Source organism: Bradyrhizobium sp. SZCCHNS30572 (assembly GCF_032484415.1).
In the GTDB taxonomy this organism is placed as follows: domain Bacteria; phylum Pseudomonadota; class Alphaproteobacteria; order Rhizobiales; family Xanthobacteraceae; genus Bradyrhizobium.
Genome location: NZ_JAUESY010000001.1, coordinates 300,493 through 321,295, shown reverse-complemented (window position 1 = coordinate 321,295; position 20,803 = coordinate 300,493). Strand labels below are relative to the sequence as shown.

Sequence of the window (20,803 nt, the reverse complement as noted above, 5' to 3'; positions counted from 1 at the left end):
GCGCTCACTCCGCCATCTTGGGTTCGGTGACGCCGTCCTCGCGGGCGGCGCTCTCGGCGTTCAGCCTCCTGCTGCCGAGCTGATCCCACCAGGAATTGAAGGTGCCGATGATGCCTTTGGGCAGCAGCAGAGTGACGAGCACGAACAATGCGCCGAGCATGAACAGCCAGTAGGGCGCCAGCACGCCCGAGGTGAAGAACGTCTTCGCGTAGTTCACGACGACGGCGCCGAGCGCAGCACCTACGAGCGTGCCTCGGCCGCCGACCGCGACCCAGATCACGGCCTCGATCGAATTGCCGGGCGCGAACTCGGATGGGTTGATGATGCCGACCTGAGGAACGTAGAGCGCGCCTGCGACGCCGGCCATGCACGCCGACAGCGTGAACACGAACAGCTTGTAGGACTCGACACGATAACCGAGGAAACGCGTCCGCGACTCGGCGTCGCGGATCGCGATCAGCACCTTGCCGAGCTTCGACGACACAACGGCCCGGCAGATCAGGAACGCCAGAATGAGCGCGAGACAGCTCAGCGCGAACAGCGCGGCGCGGGTGCCTTCCGCCTGGACGTTGAAGCCGAGGATGTCCTTGAAGTCCGTCAGGCCGTTGTTGCCGCCGAAGCCGAAATCATTGCGGAAGAAGGCGAGCAGCAGCGCGTAGGTCATCGCCTGGGTGATGATCGACAGATACACGCCGGTGACGCGCGAGCGGAAGGCGAGCCAGCCGAAGCAGAAGGCGAGCAGGCCGGGCACCACGAGCACCATCAAAGCCGCGAACCAGAACATGTCGAAGCCGTGCCAGTACCAGGGCAGCTTGGAATAATTCAGGAACACCATGAAGTCCGGCAGGATCGGATTGCCATAGACGCCCCGGGTGCCGATCTGGCGCATCAGATACATGCCCATCGCATAGCCGCCGAGCGCGAAGAACGCGCCGTGACCGAGCGAGAGGATGCCGCAATAACCCCAGATCAGGTCGATGGAGAGCGCCAGGATCGCGTAGCAGACATATTTTCCCCACAGCGCGACCAGATAGGTCGGCACCTGCAGCGCCGAACCGGCCGGCAGCAGCAGGTTGGACAGCGGGATCAGCACGCCGCAGGCGGCGACGACGAGCACGAAGACGGTCGCAGCGCGGTCCAGCGACCGGGTGAGGACGTGCGGCATCATGCTTCCACCGCCCGGCCCTTGAGCGCGAACAGCCCGCGCGGGCGCTTTTGAATGAACAGGATGATCAGCACCAGGATCGCGATCTTGCCGAGCACGGCGCCGGCGACCGGCTCCAGGAACTTGTTGGCAATGCCGAGCGTGAAGGCGCCGACCAAGGTGCCCCAGAGATTGCCGACGCCGCCGAACACCACGACCATGAAGGAGTCGATGATGTAGCTCTGGCCGAGATTCGGACTGACATTGTCGATCTGCGACAGCGCCACCCCGGCGATGCCGGCAATACCGGAGCCGAGCCCGAAGGTGAGCGCATCGACCCGCGAGGTCGCGATGCCCATCGACGCCGCCATGCGCCGGTTCTGCGTCACTGCACGCATCTCCAGGCCGAGCGCGGTGTAACGCAGCATCGCCAGCAGGATGGCGAACACGGCCATCGTGAAGCAGAGGATCCAGAGCCGGTTGTAGGTGATGGTGATCTGGCCGAGTTCGAACGCACCGCTCATCCAGGAGGGATTGCCGACCTCGCGGTTGGTCGGACCGAACGCCGTGCGCACCGCCTGCTGCAGGATCAGCGACAGGCCCCAGGTGGCGAGCAGCGTCTCCAGCGGACGCCCGTAGAGGAAGCGAATGATGGTACGCTCGATCAGCACGCCGATCGCGCCGGCCACCAGGAAGGCGAGCGGGACGGCAATCAGCAGCGAATAGTCGAACAGCGCCGGGTAGCGCGTGCGGATGACCTCCTGGACGACGAAGGTGGTGTAGGCGCCGAGCATCACCATCTCACCATGGGCCATGTTGATGACACCCATGACGCCGAAGGTGATGGCAAGGCCGATGGCCGCCAGCAGCAGCACCGAGCCGAGCGACAGGCCGTACCAGGCGTTCTGCACGCCGGACCAGATTGCGAGCGAGCTCTGGATCGACGAGATCGCGCTCGCCGCGGCCTTGGCGACGGTTGCCGGCTGGTCCGCGCCGCCGATCTCCGTCAGCAGCGCCAGGGCTTCCTGGTCGCCGCGCGCCCTCACGGTGGCGACGGCTTCGAGCTTGTCGACCTCGCTGGCGTCAGACTTGAACAGGAGGATGGCGGCACGCGCCTCGGTCAGCGCCTGCTTCACGGCGCGATTGGTTTCCTTGGCGAGCGCCGACTCCACCGTCGGCAACGTCGCCTCGTCATGCGACTTGAACACCGATCTTGCGGCGGTCAGGCGCGTGTTGGTATCCGGCGACAGCAGCGTCAAACCACCGAGCGCGGCATCGACGCTGCGGCGCAGCCGGTTGTTGAGGCTGACGGCGGCGGCATTGTCGGGCAGTTTGTCGACGGCGGCGCCGGTGGCAGCATCGATGATCCTGCCGTCGGCCTGCTTGATGAAGACCTTCTTGGTGTCGGCATCGAACATCAGCCGCTCGTCCTGGAGCGCGCTGATGATCGGGAAAGCCAGCGGGTTGCCCGACACGGCGATCTCGCCGACGGCCTCGTCCGTGTCCGAGAAATCATCGTTCGCGAACTTCGCGACGGACTCTTCGAAACTGGCTGCGAAGGCGGGAACGGAAACGGCGATCAGGGCGAGCAAAACAAGCAGACGGCGAATGATCGCCAGAAAAAGAGCAGGCACTGGACAACCCCGGCAGGAGTTCAGGAGGTCAGGAGAAGGCGGCAACATCGCCGCCTTCTCCTGTCGTCATGGTCGCGTCAGGTCGAGATCAGGAGCCCGAGCCCAGGCACTTGTTGGTCTTGACGTTGAAATTGCCGCACTTCTTGCCGACCCAGTCGCCGATCAGGTCCTTCGAGCCCTCGAGCTCCTTCGACCAGGCGTCGCCGGGGACGAGGTCCTTGGTCTTGTAGACGACACTGAACTGGCCATCGCCCTTGATCTCGCCGATGAACACCGGCTTGGTGATGTGGTGGTTCGGCAGCATCTTCGACACGCCGCCGGTCAGATTCGGCGCCTCGGTGCCCGGGAGAGCGTCGATGACCTTGTCCGGATCGGTCGACTTCACCTTCTCCACCGCCTTCACCCACATGTTGAAGCCGATCACATGCGCTTCCATCGGGTCGTTGGTCACGCGCTTCGGGTTCTTGGTGTAGGCCTGCCAATCCTTGATGAACTTCTCGTTGGCCGGGGTCTTGATCGACTCGAAATAGTTCCAGGCGGCGAGATGGCCGACCAGCGGCTTGGTGTCGATGCCGGCGAGCTCTTCCTCACCCACCGAGAACGCGACGACCGGAATGTCCTTGGCCTTGATGCCCTGGTTGCCGAGCTCCTTGTAGAATGGAACGTTGGCGTCGCCGTTGATGGTCGAGACCACGGCGGTCTTCTTGCCGGCCGAGCCGAACTTCTTGATGTCGGCGACGATCGTCTGCCAGTCGGAGTGACCGAACGGCGTGTAGTTGATCATGATGTCGTCCTGAGCCACGCCCTTGGACTTCAGGTAGGCTTCCAGGATCTTGTTGGTGGTGCGCGGATAGACGTAGTCGGTCCCGGCCAGCACCCAGCGCTTCACCTTCTCTTCCTTCATCAGGTAGTCGACCGCCGGGATCGCCTGCTGGTTCGGCGCCGCACCGGTGTAGAACACGTTGCGCTCGCTCTCCTCGCCCTCGTACTGGACCGGGTAGAACAGGATGCTGTTGAGCTCCTTGAACACCGGCAGCACCGACTTGCGCGACACCGAGGTCCAGCAGCCGAACACGACCGCGACCTTGTCCTTGGTGATCAGCTCACGCGCCTTCTCGGCGAACAGCGGCCAGTTCGAAGCGGGGTCGACCACGACGGCCTCGAGCTTCTTGCCGAGTACGCCGCCCTTCTTGTTCTGTTCGTCGATCAAGAACAGGATCGTGTCCTTCAGCGTGGTCTCGCTGATGGCCATGGTGCCGGACAGAGAATGCAGAACGCCAATCTTGATGGTGTCGTCAGCGGCCTTGGCCGGGCCAAAGCCGGCTGCGCCGAGCGCCAGGCCGGCAGCAGCAGCCAGCCAGCGACGGCGGCTGAACGGCGCCGTTAATTCCCGAGTGAGTCGAGTAAGCATGAGGTAATATCTCCCTGACGCAGACCTGCTTCGCAGCCAAGGCGGCCGGCGGTCTGCGCAGGCAGAATCGCAAGAAGTGTGCCATGCCGTGCACATCTGGTAAGGCATTGACATAAAAGTGGAACTGGGCGTTCTCGCAGAGAGGTACCGCGACCTTCTGCTGCCGGATTGAGCAAGCAAGATGATTAATCAGATGGCATACAGCGCAGGATTTGTGCACTTTGTTTTGAATGGCTAAATTTAAAGCAGCCGAGTACCACCCGGAAAGCCAATCCGTTGCGCACCGGCCTTGAAAGTGCCGTCCATCTGTTCCATATAGCTGGTAGATCAAGGCGAATCGGCCGGATCTTTGCAAGCCGCGTGTTCTTTAGCTCGACCAGAGCTTCTGGCTTCGCATTCTCACCCATCCAATCTAGGCGCTCCAAACACGCGGGTGTCTCTCAACCACCCACCCGCGTCCGGCTGCCTGCCGACACGGGCCTTATCCTCTTATGGAAAGCCCCATCTTTTGACATCCTTCCAGGATTTTAACCTCGCCGACGCGCTGACGCGCGCGCTGAAGGAAGAGAACTACACCACCCCTACCCCGATCCAGGCCCAGACCATCCCGCTCGCGCTCGAAGGCCGCGACGTGATCGGCATCGCCCAGACGGGAACCGGCAAAACGGCCTCGTTTGCGCTGCCGATCCTGCACCGCTTGCTGCTGAACCGGATCAAGCCGCAGCCGAAGACGGCACGCGTGCTGGTGCTGAGCCCGACCCGCGAATTGTCGGGTCAGATCCTCGACAGCTTCAACACCTATGGCCGGCACATCCGGCTGAGCTCGGCGCTCGCGATCGGCGGCGTGCCGATGGGGCGCCAGGTCCGCGCTATCATGCCCGGCCTCGAAGTGCTGGTTGCCACCCCTGGCCGGTTGCTCGATCTGGTTCAGAGCAACGCTTTGAAGCTGACCCATGTCGAGTTCCTGGTGCTCGATGAAGCCGACCGCATGCTCGACATGGGCTTCATCAACGACATCCGGAAGATCGTGGCCAAGCTGCCGATCAAGCGGCAGACGCTGTTCTTCTCGGCCACCATGCCTAAGGACATCGCCGAGCTCGCGGACGCCATGCTGCGCGACCCCGCGCGAGTCGCGGTGACCCCCGTCTCCTCGACGGTCGAGCGCATTGCCCAGCGCGTCATCCACGTTGACCACTCGGCCAAGCCGAACCTTCTGGCTCAGTTGCTCAAGCAGGAGCCGGTCAACCGCGCGCTGGTGTTCACCCGCACCAAGCACGGCGCCGACAAGGTCGTGAAGAGCCTCGAAAGAGCCGGCATCCCCGCCCAGGCGATTCACGGCAACAAGTCGCAGAACCACCGCGAGCGCACCCTGGCGGCGTTCCGCACCGGCGAGATCCGAACCCTGGTCGCAACCGACATCGCGGCCCGCGGCATCGACGTCGACGGCGTCAGCCATGTCGTCAATTTCGACCTGCCGAACGTGCCCGAGACCTACGTCCACCGGATCGGCCGCACGGCGCGCGCCGGCGCCGAGGGCGTTGCGATTTCGCTCGTGGCCGGATCGGACGAGCTGTCCTACCTTCGCGACATCGAACGGCTGATCAAGATCTCGCTGCCGCGCGACGATCGCCGCACGCCCGGCCTCCGCGAGGCCGCTGCACCGGCCAAGCCGCCTCAGCGCGGTGGCCGTCCTGGCATGCAGAATGCGCGGACCAACGACGGTGGCACCGCCGCAAAAGGCCCTCGCCGTCACCGTCGTTCCAATGCTAAGATGGCGCCTCTGCCAGGCAATCGTCAGGAGCCCCAGCGGCCGTCGCAAGGCGGCGGCAAGGCCGGGTCGATTCAAGGCGTTGCTTTCCTGCATCGCGAGGGCAGACCCAAAAACCACGCTCAAAACCGCAACCAACGGCCAAACTAGACGTCTATCGATCTGGAGAAAGACATGGCTAAGGAAGAGCTGATCCAGTTCGAAGGGCTGGTCACCGAAATCCTTCCCGACGCACGCTATCGGGTACAACTCGACGCGGGGCACGAGATCGTCGCCTACACCGCGGGCAAGATGAAAAAGAATCGCATCAAGACGCTCGCGGGAGACCGCGTGACGGTCGAGATGTCGCCCTACGACCTCGAAAAGGGCCGGCTGATCTTCCGCCACAAGGACGAGCGTCCCAGCTCGCCCGGCGGTCCTCCGCGTGGCGCAGCGCAGCGCGGCGGCCAGTTCCGTCGGCGCTAGGGGCATTGGGGCGGAGCAATGTTCCGCCCGGCCCGGCGGATTGATCAAGCCTTGCGCAATCAGCGACAATTCAGCGCGTCGGCGTCGAGCCGGCGCGTCAAAAAATCATGCACTCTCGCGCAGCTCAGGATTGTTTTGCGCGGGCATTTCCAATAATATATCCCGCAATCGATTTTCGGCCGGACGAGATTAGCTATTACCGGTACAGCCGGTTCAGACGCTGACGACCCTTCCAAAAATTCGATCTAACCAGCCCAGGAGACTGGGCTACGCATTTGGTATCTGAGAAGGGAACTACCCCGTGAGCATGGGAACCGTGAAGTGGTTTAACGCGACCAAGGGCTATGGCTTCATTCAGCCGGACGACGGCGGCAACGACGTGTTCGTGCACATCAGCGCCGTCGAGCGCGCTGGTCTCGGCACGCTGCGGGAAGGCCAGAAGATCTCCTACGAGATCGTGGCGGACCGCCGTTCGGGCAAGTCGTCGGCCGACAATCTCCGCGCCGCCAATTGAGCGACGCCCGGGCGATCGCGTATGCGATTGCCCGTCTGGACAACGAAAGGCCGCCTTGCGCGGCCTTTTTTATTGCCTTGATATTTGCCGCCGAGTTCTGCTCGTCCGAAAGACCGTAGTGTCGGTCGCTCCGGTTCGCAGGCGCGCGCGACTGCGGCCCCGGGGCGGGCGGGCTCCGTCGCGGCAGCCCTCACCTCAGCAGGAGGTCGCCGGGCTATACATCACGCAGGTCGACTGCCGCGGGCGGGTATAGGCGACGTCGCTGAGATTGACGCCCGTCTTGCCCATGACGTAGCCGATCGTCGGAACGTACTGGTAGTTCACCTCGCTGAAGATCAGATAGGTGCCGGACACCAGCAATTCAGCCGGCACGCCGACCGTCATGCCGACGGTTCGCGGCGTCGATCCCTTGCTCCACTTCACCGTCGCCTGCTTGGTGGTGGGATCGACATAGAGCTCGGTGATCGTCGCATTCACCGGCGTCGTGGAATACGGGTACATGATGCCGGTCGAGGCGGCGAAGAAGTTCGACATGTCGCTGTCGCCGACCGAGGTCGATTGCGAGGTCAAATCCGACAGGGTGCGCGCCATCAAGGTGACCTTCCGGTCAACGGCGATGGCCGAGCAGAATTCGACCGTGCCGAAGAACATCACCAGCATCAGCGGCACGATGAATGCGAACTCGGTGGCCGCGACACCGCGACGATCGGCAGCGAAGGCGTCGATGCGACGCCACAGGCGCAGGCTCGAAGACATACCCGGCATTCTTCCCAACGGCATGATGAATTCCTGGTGTCACTCAGAAGAAGCTCGCGAGGTCAGCGTTATGAATACGGCTCGTTCTTGAATGCGGCCGTACCTACCAGCAGGCGCTTACTGCCGCTCAGATTGGCGATGTTGTAGCCGAGCCCCGTCACGAAGATCGGCCATTGATAGAACAGCCTGACGACGACGATGTCTCCGGCCGCGCCCGGGCTGTAGGTCATGTTGTTGACGAAGTTGCCGCTGTTGTCGATCTGGTTGCTGATGGAGACGCTCCCGAACGAGGAGTAGCTCTTCACGTCGATATAGATCTTGTTGCAGTCGAACAGCGCGGGAACCTGGGTGCAGACGTAGCTCGCGAACTGCGACTGCGTATAGGCGCCCTGTTGCGCCTGTCCGGTCAGGATCATGCGCGCCGAGTCCTGCGTGATCGTCTCGAGCACCTGGCCGGCAAAGAACATCAGCGCCGTTTCGATGATCGCGAACAGCAGCGCAAAGAAGACCGGCGCGACCAGCGCGAATTCGAGCGCGGCCGATGCCCGCCGGTTACGCCGGAAGCGGCGCAACAGCCGGCGCATCGAAGCGGTCAAGGAGACGGGGGCTTGCATGGGGTCATCCGGACTGGAAGGCATCAACCTGAGTGAAACGAATAGCGGAAACTCCTTGGGAAAGAGTTTCCTACAATACGGACAGTATGGCCCGCCGCATCAACGTCCCGCTAACCATGCTTGGGGGTTCGCTCGCAGCCAGCCCTTCGAGGCAGCGCGCCACCTGCCCGACCCGATCATCGAAACCAAACGAATCGGGCGATCCAGCCGCAGCACCGGCGGCAAGGCTCACCGCATCGTCGGTGCGGAGGCGCGTGGAGATCCGGTCAGGCGCTGCCATCGACCCGGCCAAGCATGGCCAGGCCAGCGTTCAGTTGGTCTTCGAGGCCGCTGCCGCGTTGCCGCTCGCCGTGCTGGACATCGTTCCAGCCTGGTCGAGCACCGATTTGAAGTAGTTGTCGCCGTCGCCCAAGGTCACCCGGCGCTGGCAGATCGGCATGCAGCTATAGGTCTCGCGATCGACGCCCCGATACACCGTCACGAGCTGGTCGGTGGGTCCGGCGACCTGGATCTGGCGATCGATCAGCACCTGTCCACCGCGATCCATCGCAATGAAGTTGGTGGCACCGTAGCTCTTGCCGGTGACGACGATGATGCCGCCGCTCTGCAAGGTCACATCGGCGATCATCGGATTGCCGACGACGAGCGTCGCGACCCGGTCGGGCAACTTGACCAGCTTGGCCTGGTCGACATTCACGGCGATGGCGGGATCAGGCTCCGCCAAGGCGGCAGCCGGCCACAGCAACACCGCGGCGACAGCCGCCCGCAATGCGAGGGAAACACTAGGACGACGCGACACACAGAACGACATACTCAACCCCGGGACATTGACGAGCCGTCTCAAGCGATACGCAGCGGTGACGGCGCCCGACGCGGCAAATCTGCGCTCAATTGGTGAATGATCTGCAAACGTCGCGATAAAGCCTCGGGCGGTTGCAGAACACGTCATCTTCGGAACGGAAAGGCGAGCTGACCGCCGAACTCACCGGGCATCGTCGCCTCGTCCTTGCCATAGGCCATGGGCAACTGCCCCTCCGGCATCCGGAACGTGCCGAACAGGATGTCCCAGATCGGGAACGTGCCGGCGAAATTGGTGTTGCCGCCCTGCTCCATCGACGTGTGGTGCCAGCGATGGAAGACGGGTGTGGCGAGGACATATTTCAGCGGGCCCAGCGTCCAGTTGAGATTGGCGTGGACGAAGGCCGAATGGAACGTCGTGAACGGTCCGACCCAGATCATGACATTGGGCGAGATGCCGGCCATCAAGAGGATGACGTCGACCGCGATCGTGCCGAGGATCAGGTTGATCGGATGGAAGCGGGCCGCCGAAATCCACTCGAGATCCTCCGACGAATGGTGAACCGCGTGGTATTTCCAGAACTCGCCGCCATGGAACAGACGATGCATCCAGTACAGCATGAAGTCGGAGAGCACGAGGAAGAGCACCCCCTGCAGCCATTCGGGAAGCTGCGCCAGCGGGCCGTGCCCGTTTTCATAGAAGGCGATCAACTCGTCGGCGTCGCGGATCTTGAAGACAACGCTGGCGCCGAGCACGAGAAAGCCGATGCGGAGCACCCGCGCGAACACCGGCACGAAGAACCAGTAGACCACGTCGGTGACGAGCTCGCGCTTCTGCCACCACGGCTTGCCGGGATTGCAGGCCCAGAAGTGACTGAGCACCGAGAACACCACTGCCAGCATCAAGGTGATCGGCAACACCTTCTCGATGGTCTGGCCGAGCATCAGCGCGACTTCCCATGGCAGACCGGACATCACATTCCTCATCTCATGAACTGTTCCGAGGGGTACTCCCTGGCGCTTAAGGAGCCGTGAACCTGCGCGCCCGCAGAACCGCCCTGCCGATCGGCCCAGCGCGATCGACCTCGAGCCACATGCTCCACCAGCCAGGTCGACACGGCCCCATGCATATCGTGTGGATAGTGTGGAATGCGGAGCAGGCCTGGCGATGGATGGGGCCGGGCATGACGGCCAAAACCCTGCGCTCGTCTTTTCAGCGAGACCGACTGCGGCGTGGCCATGCGTTATTTCGAATGGTCGTGCCGCGCTTCATCCAATGTTTACTCTGCACAATAACAGCCATTTGTCGCCGTGTTTCGGCGACCGAATTAACTACGCCGAAATTCCTGCCCCCTACGGTGGCCGCATGGTCACGGTGCTGAGAACGCCGCAACGACCAGAGTTTGTTCGACCAGCCACGTGTACATGGAGTTACCTATGAAGAATCTTCTTGCTCGCTTCGTGAAGGATGAATCCGGCGCGACCGCGATCGAATACGGTCTGATCGCCGCCGGCATCTCGCTCGCGATCATTGCCGCGGTGAACGGTCTCGGCTCCAGCCTGAGCTCCAAGTTCGGCGCGATCAACACCTCGCTGAAGTAAGCGGTCGTCACGGCCGAGCAAAAAAGGCCCCGGACATCCGGGGCCTTTATCATTTCCACATTCAGCTTCGCGGCGTTCAGTGATGCGTAACCACGTTTTGTCCGCAGCCGCGTCCCGGCCTCCGTCCAGCGGGGCCGACGTCGCCTTGCGTTGGATCTGCGGCGGCCTCGGCCTGTCCATCCTCGCTCTGGCGGCCCGCATCGTCAGCGTCTGGTGAGAATGACAACCAGCCAGCCATTCCGGCTGTTTCCCGATCGTTTATTTCTTGCAGCTAGGCTCTGGCGCAGCGGCGCACCCATGCCCCGCGTCGATGCCATTGAGAGCCCATGACCCTCGATCTCGCGCGCCTTCTGCTGTTTCCGGCCCTGATGGCCTTTGCCGCGGCGAGCGACCTGTTCACGATGACCATTTCGAACCGGGTCTCCCTGGCGCTCGTCGCCGGCTTCCTGGTTCTGGCGCCGCTGAGCGGGATGAGCATGGCTGACATGCTGATGCATCTGGGCGCGGGCGCGACCCTGCTGGTGATTGCTTTCACCTGCTTTGCATTCGGCTGGATCGGCGGCGGTGACGCCAAGGTCGCATCCGCCGCCGCCCTGTGGTTCGGCTTCGCCCACCTGATGAACTACCTGTTGTACGCCTCGATCTTCGGCGGCGTGCTCACCCTCGCCCTCATGCAGTTCCGGCAATGGCCGTTGCCCTACATGCTGGCAGGGCAACCCTGGCTTGCACGCCTGCACGCCAAGGAGAGCGGCGTGCCCTATGGCATCGCGCTCGCCCTGGGCGCTCTGATGGTCTATCCGGAGACCGATTGGGTGAAGGCGATCGACGCTGCGCGCCTTGCATTGCTCTGAACACACCGTGTCAACGCGGTGTTAAGGCGATTTAGATACGCCTCATTAACCATGCTTTGACGAATAACTGCTCAACTCCCATCACGGCGGCGGAAACGTCGCGGCGTCATGTGGAAAGTGAAGCGTATGAATACCGCACGCATTGTGGTTCTGACCATCGCTGTAGGCGCTGGCGGCGTGGCCGCATATCTCGCGAGCGGGTCCGACGACCGGCCGGCTCAAGTCGCCGCGCCCGCGCCGCAGATGCCGACCGTCGACGTTCTCGTCGCCAAGGGCGACATCGCCCTCGGCCAATCCCTCAAGCCCGAAGATCTGCAGTGGCAGAGCTGGCCGGCGGCCACGGCCAGTGCCAGCTTCATCCGCCGCAACGAGCGGCCTGAAGGACAGACGCAGATAACCGGCACGATCGCGCGGGCGCCGTTCATTGCCGGCGAGCCCATCCGCGAACAAAAGCTCGTCAAGGCCGACGGCTCGGGCTTCATGGCCGCGATCCTGCCGGCCGGCATGCGCGCCGTTTCCACCGAGATTTCTCCGGAGACCGGCGCCGGCGGCTTCATCCTGCCGAACGACCGCGTCGACGTGATCCTGTCCAAGCGCGAACGCAATCCGGATCAGCCCAACGCGGGCGACGTCGTCAGCTCCGATATCATCCTGTCGAACATCCGTGTGCTGGCGATCGATCAGGCCCCCAAGGAAAAGGACGGCCAGACCACGGTGGTCGGCAAGACCGTCACGCTGGAGCTGAAGCCGGAACAGGCCGAGACGCTCGCGCGTGCCCGTCAAACCGGAACGCTGTCCCTGGCGCTCCGCAGCATCGCCGACGTCAACGTGGCCGAGCGCCGCACGGACGAGACCAGCCGCAAGCGCAGCGACAGCGTTGCCGTCGTCCGCTTCGGCATTCCCAGCACGATGACGACGCAGAAGTGAGCAAGAGGACCACCCAGATGACCTGCAGCGAAAATCAGCGGAAGATGCGGACCCTGCTGGTCCGCGCGCTGTCGTTTTCGGCCGCCGCTGCGCTGACCCTCAATCCGGCGATCGCGCCGGTGATCGCGGCAGACTATCGCCCGGCGACTGCAGCCGCCGCCGCGGACGGCCAGATCAATGCACGTTTCCTTGCGCTCGGCATCGGCAAGTCCGTCGTCATCGATCTGCCGCGCGACATCAAGGACGTTCTTGTCGCCGATCCGAAGATCGCGAATGCCGTCGTGCGCTCCTCTCAGCGCGCCTACATCATTGGTGCGGCGATCGGTCAGACGAATATCGTCTTCTTCGACGCGCAGGGCCAGCAGATCGCGGCCTACGACATCGCGGTCAAGCGCGACCTGAACGGCGCCCGGGCGGCGCTGAAGCAGTTGCTGCCGAATGCCGATATCCAGATCGAGGGCCTCGCCGACAGCATCGTGCTGACCGGCTCGGCGTCGAGCCAGATCGAAGCCCAGCAGGCCGGCGAACTGGCCGCCCGGCTCGCCGGCGGCGCCGACAAGGTCGTCAACTCGATCACCGTGCGCGGCCGGGACCAGGTGATGCTGAAGGTGACCGTCGCCGAGGTGCAGCGCTCGGTCGTCAAGCAGCTTGGCATCGATCTCTCCGGCCAGCTCAACTACGGAACTGCTGTCGTCAAATTCGCGAACTCCAATCCGTTCACCGCCTACGGCAGCAATCTCGTCTCCAACAACGCCGTGACCGCAGCGTTGGGCGGGGCGACCCCGACGGTGCAGGCGACACTGCGCGCGATGGAGAACGCGGGCGTGATCCGTACGCTCGCCGAACCCAATCTGACCGCCATCTCGGGCGAGTCCGCGACCTTCATCGCCGGCGGCGAGTTTCCGGTTCCCGCCGGTTACTCCTGTGATCCGACGACCCATGTCTGTACGACGCAGATCAGCTTCAAGAAGTTCGGCATCTCGCTCAACTTCACGCCCGTCGTGCTCAGCGAGGGCCGGATCTCGATGCGGGTGATGACCGAGGTTTCGGAGCTCTCAAACGAGAACTCGATCACGCTGTCGCAAGCCGTCAGCTCGACGACGGTCAACTCGTTGACGGTTCCATCGATCAAGACCCGGCGCGCCGAGACCACGCTCGAAATTCCCTCCGGCGGCGCCATGGCGATGGCCGGCCTGATCCAGCAGCAGACCAAGCAGGCGATCAGCGGCATGCCGGGCCTGATGCAGCTGCCGGTCCTCGGCGCGCTGTTCCGCAGCCGCGACTACGTCAACAACCAGACCGAATTGATGGTTCTGGTGACGCCGTTCGTCGTCCGCGCCGTGGCACAGAAGGATCTCTCCCGCCCAGACGACGGCTTTGCGGCCGCGTCCGACCCCCAGGCCGATCTCCTGGGTAGCATCAACCGCATCTACGGCGTACCCGGCCGGGTCGAACCCGGACGCAACTATCGCGGCACCTATGGCTTCATCACGGACTGAGCCGGGACAAGGACCTGCAACGATGACCACCACATCCAGCCCCGCCCGATACCGACGCCTGCCCCTTGCCGCAGCGCTCGCCGGAGCCGCAGCCCTGCTCGGCGCCTGCAACTACACCAGAGACGCCGCCACCACGGCGAGCATCCCCGACGACTACCGGCTGCGCCACCCGATCGCGATCCAGGAGGCCCCGGACTCCCTGGTGGTCTTCGTCGGCCAGGGTCGTGGCGGCCTGACGGCCGAGCAGCGCGCCGACGTGATGGGACTGGCCCAGAGCTGGATTCGCCAAGGCACGGGCGCGATCAGCGCCGACGTGCCGAGCGGCACCCCCAACGCACGGGCGGCCGCCGACTCGATGCGGGAGATCCACTCCCTGCTGGCCGCCGCCGGCGTCCCGCCGCACGGCATCACCGTACGCAACTATCAGCCGAAGGACCCGCGCCAGATGGCCGCGATCCGGCTGAGCTACCCAAAAATGTCGGCCACGGTGGGGCCCTGCGGGATCTGGCCGGATGACCTCGGGCCGTCGATCAAGAACAAGAACTGGTTCGACAACAAGCCTGACTGGAACTACGGCTGCGCCTACCAGCGCAACATGGCGGCAATGGTCGCCAACCCGTCGGATCTCGTGCAGCCGCGATCCGAAACGCCGTCCTATACCACCCGGCGCACGGCATTGTTCGACAAATATCGCAAGGGACAATCAACCGCGATCACGTATCCAGAGGCCGACAAGGCCAAACTCAGCGACACAGGCAAATGATCAGCTACGCCCGACAGACCCAAGAGGAGCAGCCTGACGTCGTGCCGCCGCCGGCCGACGATCACATCGCGCCCGCGCCGCGCGTGTCCGTGCAGGCGTTCTGTGAGACGGTGGAAACCGCCGCGACGGTCCAGGCCGCCGGTGAGGACCGGCGCCTCGGCAAGGCCCATCTGAAGGTTCAGATGGGTGGCATGGCGGCGGCGATCGAGGCCTACCGGTCTGCCCCGACCCCGAACGTCATCATTCTGGAGACGGATGCACGCACCGACATCCTGGCCGGCCTGGATCAGCTCGCGACGGTTTGCGACCCGGGCACGCGCGTCGTCGTGATCGGCCGCGTCAACGACGTCACGCTGTATCGCGAGCTCGTTCGGCGCGGCGTCAGCGACTATGTGCTGTCGCCAGTGACGCCGATCGACGTCGTCCGCTCGATCTGCAACCTATTCTCCGCGCCGGAAGCCAAGGCCGTCGGGCGCATCGTTGCCGTCGTCGGCGCCAAGGGCGGCGTCGGAGCCTCGACCCTGGCCCATAACATTGCCTGGGCGATCGCGCGCGACCTGTCGATGGACTCCGTGGTGGCAGATCTCGATTTGGCGTTCGGCACCGCCGGCCTCGACTACAACCAGGATCCCGCGCAGGGCATCGCGGACGCCGTCTTCTCACCGGACCGGATCGACATCGCCTTCATGGACCGGCTGTTGTCGAAATGCACCGATCATCTGAGCCTGCTGGCCGCGCCTGCGACGCTCGACCGGGTCTACGATTTCGGCGCCGAGGCATTCGATGCGGTCTTCGACACGCTGCGGGCCTCGATGCCATGCATCGTGCTCGATGTTCCGCATCAATGGGCAGGCTGGACCAAGCGGGCGCTGATCTCCGCGGATGATATCCTGATCGTCGCGGCGCCGGATCTCGCCTCGCTGCGCAACACCAAGAACATGTTCGATCTCCTCAAGGCCGCCCGGCCGAACGATCGCATGCCGCTCTACTGCTTGAACCAGGTCGGCGTTCCCAAGCGGCCCGAGATCAATGCGAGCGAGTTCGCCAAGGCGATCGAAAGCCCGCCGATCGCAACGATCCCGTTCGAGCCGCAGATCTTCGGCGCGGCCGCCAACAACGGCCAGATGATTGCGGAGATGTCTCCCAGCCATCGGACGACGGAGATGTTTCTCCAGATCGCGCAGCGGCTCACCGGCCGCAGCGAGACAAAGAAGCCGAAAGGCTCCTTCCTGTCGCCTCTGCTGGACAAGCTGAGGGCGAAGTAAGCACGCGTGGAGTTCTAAGTCGTGTTTGGTAAGCGTAGCGGATTGGACAACGATACCAGGGCCCTCAGGCCGGCCGCGCCGGCGCCCGAGCCGGCGCCGGCTGCACCACGCGCGGCGTCTCCGGCCGTGCCGTCGCCACCTCTGGCTCCGACCCGGCAGGCTCCGCCGCCGCCACCACCGGTTGTCGAGGCCCGGCGTTCGGACAGTTACTATCAGGTCAAGGCGACGATCTTCGGGGCGCTGATCGAGGCGATCGATCTCGCTCAGCTGGCCAAGCTCGACGGCGAATCCGCGCGCGAGGAAATCCGCGACATCGTCAACGAGATCATCGCGATCAAGAATATCGTGATGTCGATCGCCGAGCAGGAAGAGCTGCTCGACGATATCTGCAACGACGTGCTCGGCTATGGCCCGCTGGAGCCGCTGCTGTCGCGTGACGACATCGCTGACATCATGGTCAACGGCGCCGGTACGGTCTTTATCGAAGTCAACGGCAAGATCCAGCGCACGGGCATCCGGTTCCGCGACAACCAACAGCTCCTGAACATCTGCCAGCGCATCGTCAGCCAGGTCGGCCGCCGCGTCGACGAATCGTCACCGATCTGCGACGCGCGTCTCGCCGACGGCTCGCGCGTCAACGCCATCGTTCCGCCGCTGGCGATCGACGGCCCCGCGCTCACCATTCGTAAGTTCAAGAAGGACAAGCTGACGCTCGATCAGCTCGTCAAGTTCGGCGCGATCTCGCCGGAGGGCGCGGAGATCCTGCAGATCATCGGCCGCGTCCGCTGCAACGTGCTGATCTCCGGCGGTACCGGTTCGGGCAAGACCACGCTGCTGAACTGTCTGACCAATTATATCGATCACGACGAGCGCGTCATCACCTGCGAGGACGCCGCCGAGCTCCAGCTGCAGCAGCCACATGTGGTGCGCCTCGAAACCCGGCCGCCCAACATCGAGGGCGAAGGCCAGGTGACGATGCGCGAGCTGGTGAGAAACTGCCTGCGTATGCGGCCCGAGCGCATCATCGTCGGCGAGGTCCGCGGACCCGAGGCCTTCGACCTGCTGCAGGCCATGAACACCGGTCACGACGGATCGATGGGCACGCTGCACGCCAACAACCCGCGCGAAGCGTTGTCCCGCTGCGAATCCATGATCACGATGGGCGGCTTCTCGCTGCCGTCGCGGACCATCCGTGAGATGATCTGCGCCTCGATCGACGTCATCGTCCAGGCGGCGCGACTGCGCGACGGCTCCCGCCGCATCACGCACATCACCGAGGTGATGGGCATGGAAGGCGACACCATCATCACCCAGGACATCTTCCTCTACGACATGATCGGCGAGGACGCGAACGGCAAGATCATCGGGCGCCACCGCTCGACCGGAATCGGCCGGCCGCGGTTCTGGGAACGTGCGCGCTACTACGGCGAAGAGAAGCGGCTTGCGGCTGCACTCGATGCCGCCGAAGTTGCGAGCAAGGACTGAGGAGAGACCCCATGAAGCTCCAGGCTCTCGCCCTTGCCTTCCTCGCCGCCACCGCGATCGGCGGCATCGCCTGGGTGTTCCTTTATCCCCTGCTGTCGGGTGAGCGGAAGGCCGAGCAGCGGCGCAGCACCGTCGCCAAGTCCGAGCCGGTGGTCCGACAGGCCGAACGCAGCCAACGCTCGCGCCGCGAGCAGGTCGAGTCCTCGCTGAAGGATCTCGAGGCGAAGGCCCAGAAGCAGAGTAAAGTCCCGCTGAACATGCGGATTTCGCAGGCTGGACTCGACTGGACCGTGCAGAAATTCTGGATCATTTCCGGTGTCCTCGGCTTCGTCGTCTGCGCCGTTGCCTTCTTCGCCGGTGGCGGCCCGCTCGGCGCGCTCGGGCTCGGCTTCGCCGCCGGTCTCGGTCTGCCGCGTTGGATCCTCGGCTACCTCAAGAAGCGGCGCGAGAAGAAATTCCTGGCGGCATTGCCGGACGCCGTCGACGTCATCGTGCGCGGCATCAAGGCGGGCCTGCCGCTGTTCGAATCCATCAAGGTCGTCGCCGCCGACGCGCCAGAGCCTTTGCGCAGCGAGTTCCTCGGGATCATCGAGACCCAGGCGATCGGCATGCCGCTCGGCGAGGCTTGTGCGCGGCTCTATGAACGGATGCCGCTTCCCGAAGCCAACTTCTTCGGCATCGTCATCGCGATCCAGCAGAAGTCGGGCGGCAATCTCTCCGAGGCGCTCGGCAACCTCTCGAAGGTGCTGCGCGACCGCAAGAAGATGAGCGAGAAGATCCAGGCGATGTCGATGGAGGCCAAGGCGTCCGCGGGCATCATCGGATCGCTGCCGCCGATCGTGATGCTGCTGGTCTATCTGAGCACGCCCGACTACATCTCGTTGCTCTGGACCCATCCGACCGGCCAGCTGATGCTGGTCGGCTGCGTGATCTGGATGTCGATGGGCATCCTGGTCATGAAGAAGATGATCAATTTCGATTTCTGAGGTGGACCATGGTCGACATTCTGGTCTCCAAGCTGCACGACCCGCACTTCATGACGATGTTTTTCGCCGCCATCGCGGCGACGGCCACCGTCTATACGCTGATCATGCCGCTGTTTGCAGGCGAGAACCTGAACAAGCGCATGAAGGCGGTCGCCAGCGAACGCGAGCGGATCAAGCAGCGCGAGCGCGAGCGGTTGAACGCCGGCGAGAAGGTCTCGCTGCGGCAGACGCCGAAGCAGCTCATCTCTCGTGTGGTGGAGGATTTCAACCTCACCAAATGGCTCGCTCAGGAGGCGGCCCGCGAGAAGCTCATCATGGCGGGCTACCGCGGCCAGGCGCCCTACATCACCTTCCTGTTTGCGCGCCTGGTGACGCCGCTGGTTCTGTTCGTCGGTTCCGTGCTGTACGTCTTCGTGATCGCGCATCTGCAGAAATCGATGCCGGTCAAGATCGGCATCTGCGTCGGCATGGCCTATCTCGGCCTGCAGGCTCCGATGCTGTTCCTCAGCAACGCGATTTCCAAGCGGCAGCTGTCGATCAAGCGCGCGTTTCCCGACGCGCTCGACCTGCTGCTGATCTGCATCGAATCCGGCATGTCGATCGAGGCCGCCTTCCGCCGCGTGGCGATCGAGATCTCGAGCCAGTCGATCGCGCTGTCGGAGGAGTTCACGCTGACCACCGCGGAGCTCTCCTACCTGCAGGACCGCAAGGTGGCCTACGAGAACCTCGCCCGGCGCACCGGCCTCGAAGGCGTGAAGTCGGTCTGCCTCGCGCTCCAGCAATCGGAGCGCTACGGCACCCCGCTCGGGCAATCGCTGCGCGTGATGGCGCAGGAAAATCGCGACATGCGCATGAACGAGGCCGAGAAGAAGGCGGCCGCGCTGCCGCCGAAGCTGACGGTGCCGATGATCCTGTTCTTCCTGCCGGTGCTGTTCGTGGTCATTCTGGGACCGACCGGCATCAAGGTCGCGGCCATGCAGTAGAGGTAGACCGCTCGCGAGAAATTTCGCTTGCGGTCGTGGCTCTACGCTGGAAGCTAGGCGGAGCATGATCGAGGTCTCCGCCTGATGTCCGACAAGCTCCGCCGCGCCGATGGCGCCCGCGTCCTCGCCGATCTGAACGCACTGCGCGCCTTCGGCACCTACAAGACCGGCGTGCACCGGCCGACCTTCTCCGACGCCCATCGTCAATCGCTCGCTTGGCTCGCCGAGCGCCTGCCCGACGCGCAGCTGACGCCTGATATCGACGGCATCGGCAACGTGCTGGGCACCAGCGCCAAGCCAGGCCCCAAGCTGCTGGCCGGGTCGCATCTGGAGAGCCAGAACCAGGCCGGCTGGCTCGATGGCCCGCTCGGTGTCGTCTACGCGCTGGAGGCGGCGCGCGTGCTCAATCCCGATCCGTCCATTGTCGGTGCGGTGGAGGTCGCCTCCTGGTGCGACGAGGAGGGCCATTTCGGCAGCATGCTCGGCAGCCGGTCCTATGTCGGCGACGTCAGCGAGGCCGAAATCGATGCTGCCCGCGACCGCAGCAGCCCGCGTACGATGCGGGAGGCGCTTGCCGAGGTGGGCCTCGCCGGACGGCCGCGCCTGCAGGCCGAGCGCGGCCGGCATATCGGCTATCTCGAAGCTCATATCGAGCAGGGCGACACGCTCGAGGCGAGCGGGCTCAAGATCGGTGTCGTCACCTCGATCGTCGGCATCTGGCAATACCGCATCACCTTCACCGGCGAGCAGAACCATGCCGGCACGACGCGGATGGCGGTGCGCAAGGATGCCGGGCTCGCGCTCGCCAAGTTCTGTGTGGCGATCGATGCGCGCTTTCCGGCCGCCTGCGGCCCGCGCACGGTGTGGACCACGGGACGCATCACGCTCGATCCGGGCGCACCGAGCATCATCCCCGGCCAGGCCGAGATGCTGTTCCAGATCCGCGACGACAATGCCGCCGTGGTCGACCGGCTCGAAGAGCTGCTGCGTGAGATGGCTGCGCAGGCGTCAGCGGCAGGTCCATGCCAGGTCGTGGTCGAGCGCATCCGGACCGGCGCGCCGGCCATGATGGACGGCACGTCCCAGGATGCGATCGAGGCCGCCAGCCGCGATCTCGCCGCCGGCAAGTCGCTGCGGATGCCGAGCGGCGCCGGACACGACGCGCAGGTGCTGGCCACCATCATGCCGGCGGGCATGCTGTTCGTGCCGTCGATCGGCGGCATCAGCCATCACTGGACCGAGAACACCTCCGATGCCGACATCGTCACCGGCGCCGACGTGTTCGTCGACACCTGCCGCCGCCTGCTGACAGGCGCGACACGATAGGCCACGTCATCA

The 20,803-nt window shown here is 64.2% G+C and carries 20 protein-coding genes; 13 read left to right on the top strand and 7 right to left on the bottom strand.

What is annotated here, in order from left to right:
* Positions 1 to 4: 4 nt before the first annotated feature.
* The 3 genes from urtC to urtA form a co-directional block, all read right to left on the bottom strand.
* The gene (gene urtC / locus QX048_RS01390) at positions 5 to 1,168 is read right to left on the bottom strand and encodes an urea ABC transporter permease subunit UrtC (RefSeq protein WP_315713824.1); all 1,164 of its coding nucleotides are present in this window, start codon (positions 1,166 to 1,168) and stop codon (positions 5 to 7) included.
* Positions 1,165 to 2,778 (bottom strand): urea ABC transporter permease subunit UrtB, encoded by a 1,614-nt coding sequence (urtB, locus tag QX048_RS01385; RefSeq protein ID WP_410051200.1) that lies wholly within the window; start codon positions 2,776 to 2,778, stop codon positions 1,165 to 1,167. Before urtB ends, urtC begins: the two co-directional genes overlap by 4 nt.
* 88 nt (positions 2,779 to 2,866) lie before the next feature.
* A complete protein-coding gene (gene urtA, locus QX048_RS01380; protein ID WP_315713823.1) occupies positions 2,867 to 4,189 on the bottom strand; it encodes an urea ABC transporter substrate-binding protein in 1,323 nt (440 codons plus the stop codon).
* Between the two features lie 508 nt (positions 4,190 to 4,697).
* Between urtA and QX048_RS01375 the strand changes: the two genes are divergently transcribed.
* The 3 genes from QX048_RS01375 (at position 4,698) to QX048_RS01365 (ending at position 6,936) form a co-directional block, all read left to right on the top strand.
* Positions 4,698 to 6,107 (top strand): DEAD/DEAH box helicase, encoded by a 1,410-nt coding sequence (locus tag QX048_RS01375; protein WP_316191679.1) that lies wholly within the window; start codon positions 4,698 to 4,700, stop codon positions 6,105 to 6,107.
* A 24-nt stretch (positions 6,108 to 6,131) separates the two neighbouring features.
* Positions 6,132 to 6,422: a translation initiation factor IF-1 gene (gene infA / locus QX048_RS01370; protein WP_315804701.1), complete on the top strand. Its 291-nt coding sequence runs from the start codon at positions 6,132 to 6,134 to the stop codon at positions 6,420 to 6,422.
* 301 nt (positions 6,423 to 6,723) lie between these two features.
* Positions 6,724 to 6,936, top strand: coding sequence for a cold-shock protein (locus tag QX048_RS01365; RefSeq protein ID WP_006612155.1), 213 nt, complete (start codon positions 6,724 to 6,726; stop codon positions 6,934 to 6,936).
* A gap of 195 nt (positions 6,937 to 7,131) precedes the next feature.
* On the opposite strand, the gene QX048_RS01360 is transcribed toward QX048_RS01365, so the two are convergent.
* From QX048_RS01360 to QX048_RS01345, 4 genes are all read right to left on the bottom strand, one after another.
* On the bottom strand, positions 7,132 to 7,692 hold the full coding sequence (locus QX048_RS01360; RefSeq protein ID WP_316172659.1) for a TadE/TadG family type IV pilus assembly protein: 561 nt from the start codon (positions 7,690 to 7,692) through the stop codon (positions 7,132 to 7,134).
* Between the two features lie 68 nt (positions 7,693 to 7,760).
* On the bottom strand, positions 7,761 to 8,306 hold the full coding sequence (locus QX048_RS01355) for a TadE/TadG family type IV pilus assembly protein (protein WP_315713819.1): 546 nt from the start codon (positions 8,304 to 8,306) through the stop codon (positions 7,761 to 7,763).
* Positions 8,307 to 8,616: 310 nt separating this feature from the next.
* Complete coding sequence (locus tag QX048_RS01350) at positions 8,617 to 9,117, bottom strand: pilus assembly protein N-terminal domain-containing protein (RefSeq protein ID WP_316169516.1); 501 nt, start codon at positions 9,115 to 9,117, stop codon at positions 8,617 to 8,619.
* A 134-nt stretch (positions 9,118 to 9,251) separates the two neighbouring features.
* Entirely contained in the window at positions 9,252 to 10,079 is an 828-nt protein-coding gene (locus QX048_RS01345) for a sterol desaturase family protein (RefSeq protein ID WP_316191680.1), read from the bottom strand.
* A 462-nt stretch (positions 10,080 to 10,541) separates the two neighbouring features.
* Here QX048_RS01345 and QX048_RS01340 point away from each other — a divergent pair, with 462 nt between their 5' ends.
* From QX048_RS01340 to QX048_RS01295, 10 genes are all read left to right on the top strand, one after another.
* Positions 10,542 to 10,706, top strand: a complete 165-nt coding sequence (locus QX048_RS01340) for a Flp family type IVb pilin (RefSeq protein WP_231317342.1) — start codon at positions 10,542 to 10,544, stop codon at positions 10,704 to 10,706.
* Between the two features lie 326 nt (positions 10,707 to 11,032).
* Positions 11,033 to 11,557, top strand: coding sequence for a prepilin peptidase (locus tag QX048_RS01335; RefSeq protein ID WP_315734617.1), 525 nt, complete (start codon positions 11,033 to 11,035; stop codon positions 11,555 to 11,557).
* 126 nt (positions 11,558 to 11,683) lie between these two features.
* Complete coding sequence (cpaB, locus tag QX048_RS01330; RefSeq protein ID WP_315713815.1) at positions 11,684 to 12,484, top strand: Flp pilus assembly protein CpaB; 801 nt, start codon at positions 11,684 to 11,686, stop codon at positions 12,482 to 12,484.
* A gap of 17 nt (positions 12,485 to 12,501) precedes the next feature.
* On the top strand, positions 12,502 to 13,983 hold the full coding sequence (locus QX048_RS01325) for a type II and III secretion system protein family protein (protein ID WP_315714366.1): 1,482 nt from the start codon (positions 12,502 to 12,504) through the stop codon (positions 13,981 to 13,983).
* 22 nt (positions 13,984 to 14,005) lie between these two features.
* Positions 14,006 to 14,746, top strand: coding sequence for a CpaD family pilus assembly protein (locus QX048_RS01320; RefSeq protein ID WP_315713814.1), 741 nt, complete (start codon positions 14,006 to 14,008; stop codon positions 14,744 to 14,746).
* The gene (locus tag QX048_RS01315) at positions 14,743 to 16,011 is read left to right on the top strand and encodes a CpaE family protein (RefSeq protein ID WP_315713813.1); all 1,269 of its coding nucleotides are present in this window, start codon (positions 14,743 to 14,745) and stop codon (positions 16,009 to 16,011) included. The genes QX048_RS01320 and QX048_RS01315 overlap by 4 nt, the downstream gene beginning before the upstream one ends.
* Positions 16,012 to 16,032: 21 nt before the next feature.
* Positions 16,033 to 17,496: a CpaF family protein gene (locus tag QX048_RS01310; protein ID WP_315713812.1), complete on the top strand. Its 1,464-nt coding sequence runs from the start codon at positions 16,033 to 16,035 to the stop codon at positions 17,494 to 17,496.
* An 11-nt stretch (positions 17,497 to 17,507) separates the two neighbouring features.
* Entirely contained in the window at positions 17,508 to 18,482 is a 975-nt protein-coding gene (locus QX048_RS01305) for a type II secretion system F family protein (protein ID WP_315753443.1), read from the top strand.
* A gap of 8 nt (positions 18,483 to 18,490) precedes the next feature.
* Positions 18,491 to 19,465 (top strand): type II secretion system F family protein, encoded by a 975-nt coding sequence (locus QX048_RS01300; protein ID WP_315753445.1) that lies wholly within the window; start codon positions 18,491 to 18,493, stop codon positions 19,463 to 19,465.
* A gap of 84 nt (positions 19,466 to 19,549) precedes the next feature.
* Positions 19,550 to 20,791, top strand: coding sequence for a Zn-dependent hydrolase (locus QX048_RS01295; protein WP_316191681.1), 1,242 nt, complete (start codon positions 19,550 to 19,552; stop codon positions 20,789 to 20,791).
* The last annotated feature ends 12 nt before the right edge of the window (positions 20,792 to 20,803 follow it).

Bases quoted from the DNA above. Each gene is read 5' to 3' on its own strand.
- urtC (WP_315713824.1), bottom strand. From the start codon at position 1,168: ATGATGCCGCACGTCCTCACCCGGTCGCTGGACCGCGCTGCGACCGTC.
- urtA (WP_315713823.1), bottom strand. From the start codon at position 4,189: ATGCTTACTCGACTCACTCGGGAATTAACGGCGCCGTTCAGCCGCCGT.
- infA (WP_315804701.1), top strand. From the start codon at position 6,132: ATGGCTAAGGAAGAGCTGATCCAGTTCGAAGGGCTGGTCACCGAAATC.
- QX048_RS01360 (WP_316172659.1), bottom strand. From the start codon at position 7,692: ATGTCTTCGAGCCTGCGCCTGTGGCGTCGCATCGACGCCTTCGCTGCC.
- QX048_RS01355 (WP_315713819.1), bottom strand. From the start codon at position 8,306: ATGCAAGCCCCCGTCTCCTTGACCGCTTCGATGCGCCGGCTGTTGCGC.
- QX048_RS01350 (WP_316169516.1), bottom strand. From the start codon at position 9,117: ATGTCGTTCTGTGTGTCGCGTCGTCCTAGTGTTTCCCTCGCATTGCGG.
- QX048_RS01345 (WP_316191680.1), bottom strand. From the start codon at position 10,079: ATGTCCGGTCTGCCATGGGAAGTCGCGCTGATGCTCGGCCAGACCATC.
- QX048_RS01340 (WP_231317342.1), top strand. From the start codon at position 10,542: ATGAAGAATCTTCTTGCTCGCTTCGTGAAGGATGAATCCGGCGCGACC.
- QX048_RS01335 (WP_315734617.1), top strand. From the start codon at position 11,033: ATGACCCTCGATCTCGCGCGCCTTCTGCTGTTTCCGGCCCTGATGGCC.
- cpaB (WP_315713815.1), top strand. From the start codon at position 11,684: ATGAATACCGCACGCATTGTGGTTCTGACCATCGCTGTAGGCGCTGGC.
- QX048_RS01325 (WP_315714366.1), top strand. From the start codon at position 12,502: ATGACCTGCAGCGAAAATCAGCGGAAGATGCGGACCCTGCTGGTCCGC.
- QX048_RS01320 (WP_315713814.1), top strand. From the start codon at position 14,006: ATGACCACCACATCCAGCCCCGCCCGATACCGACGCCTGCCCCTTGCC.
- QX048_RS01315 (WP_315713813.1), top strand. From the start codon at position 14,743: ATGATCAGCTACGCCCGACAGACCCAAGAGGAGCAGCCTGACGTCGTG.
- QX048_RS01305 (WP_315753443.1), top strand. From the start codon at position 17,508: ATGAAGCTCCAGGCTCTCGCCCTTGCCTTCCTCGCCGCCACCGCGATC.
- QX048_RS01300 (WP_315753445.1), top strand. From the start codon at position 18,491: ATGGTCGACATTCTGGTCTCCAAGCTGCACGACCCGCACTTCATGACG.
- QX048_RS01295 (WP_316191681.1), top strand. From the start codon at position 19,550: ATGTCCGACAAGCTCCGCCGCGCCGATGGCGCCCGCGTCCTCGCCGAT.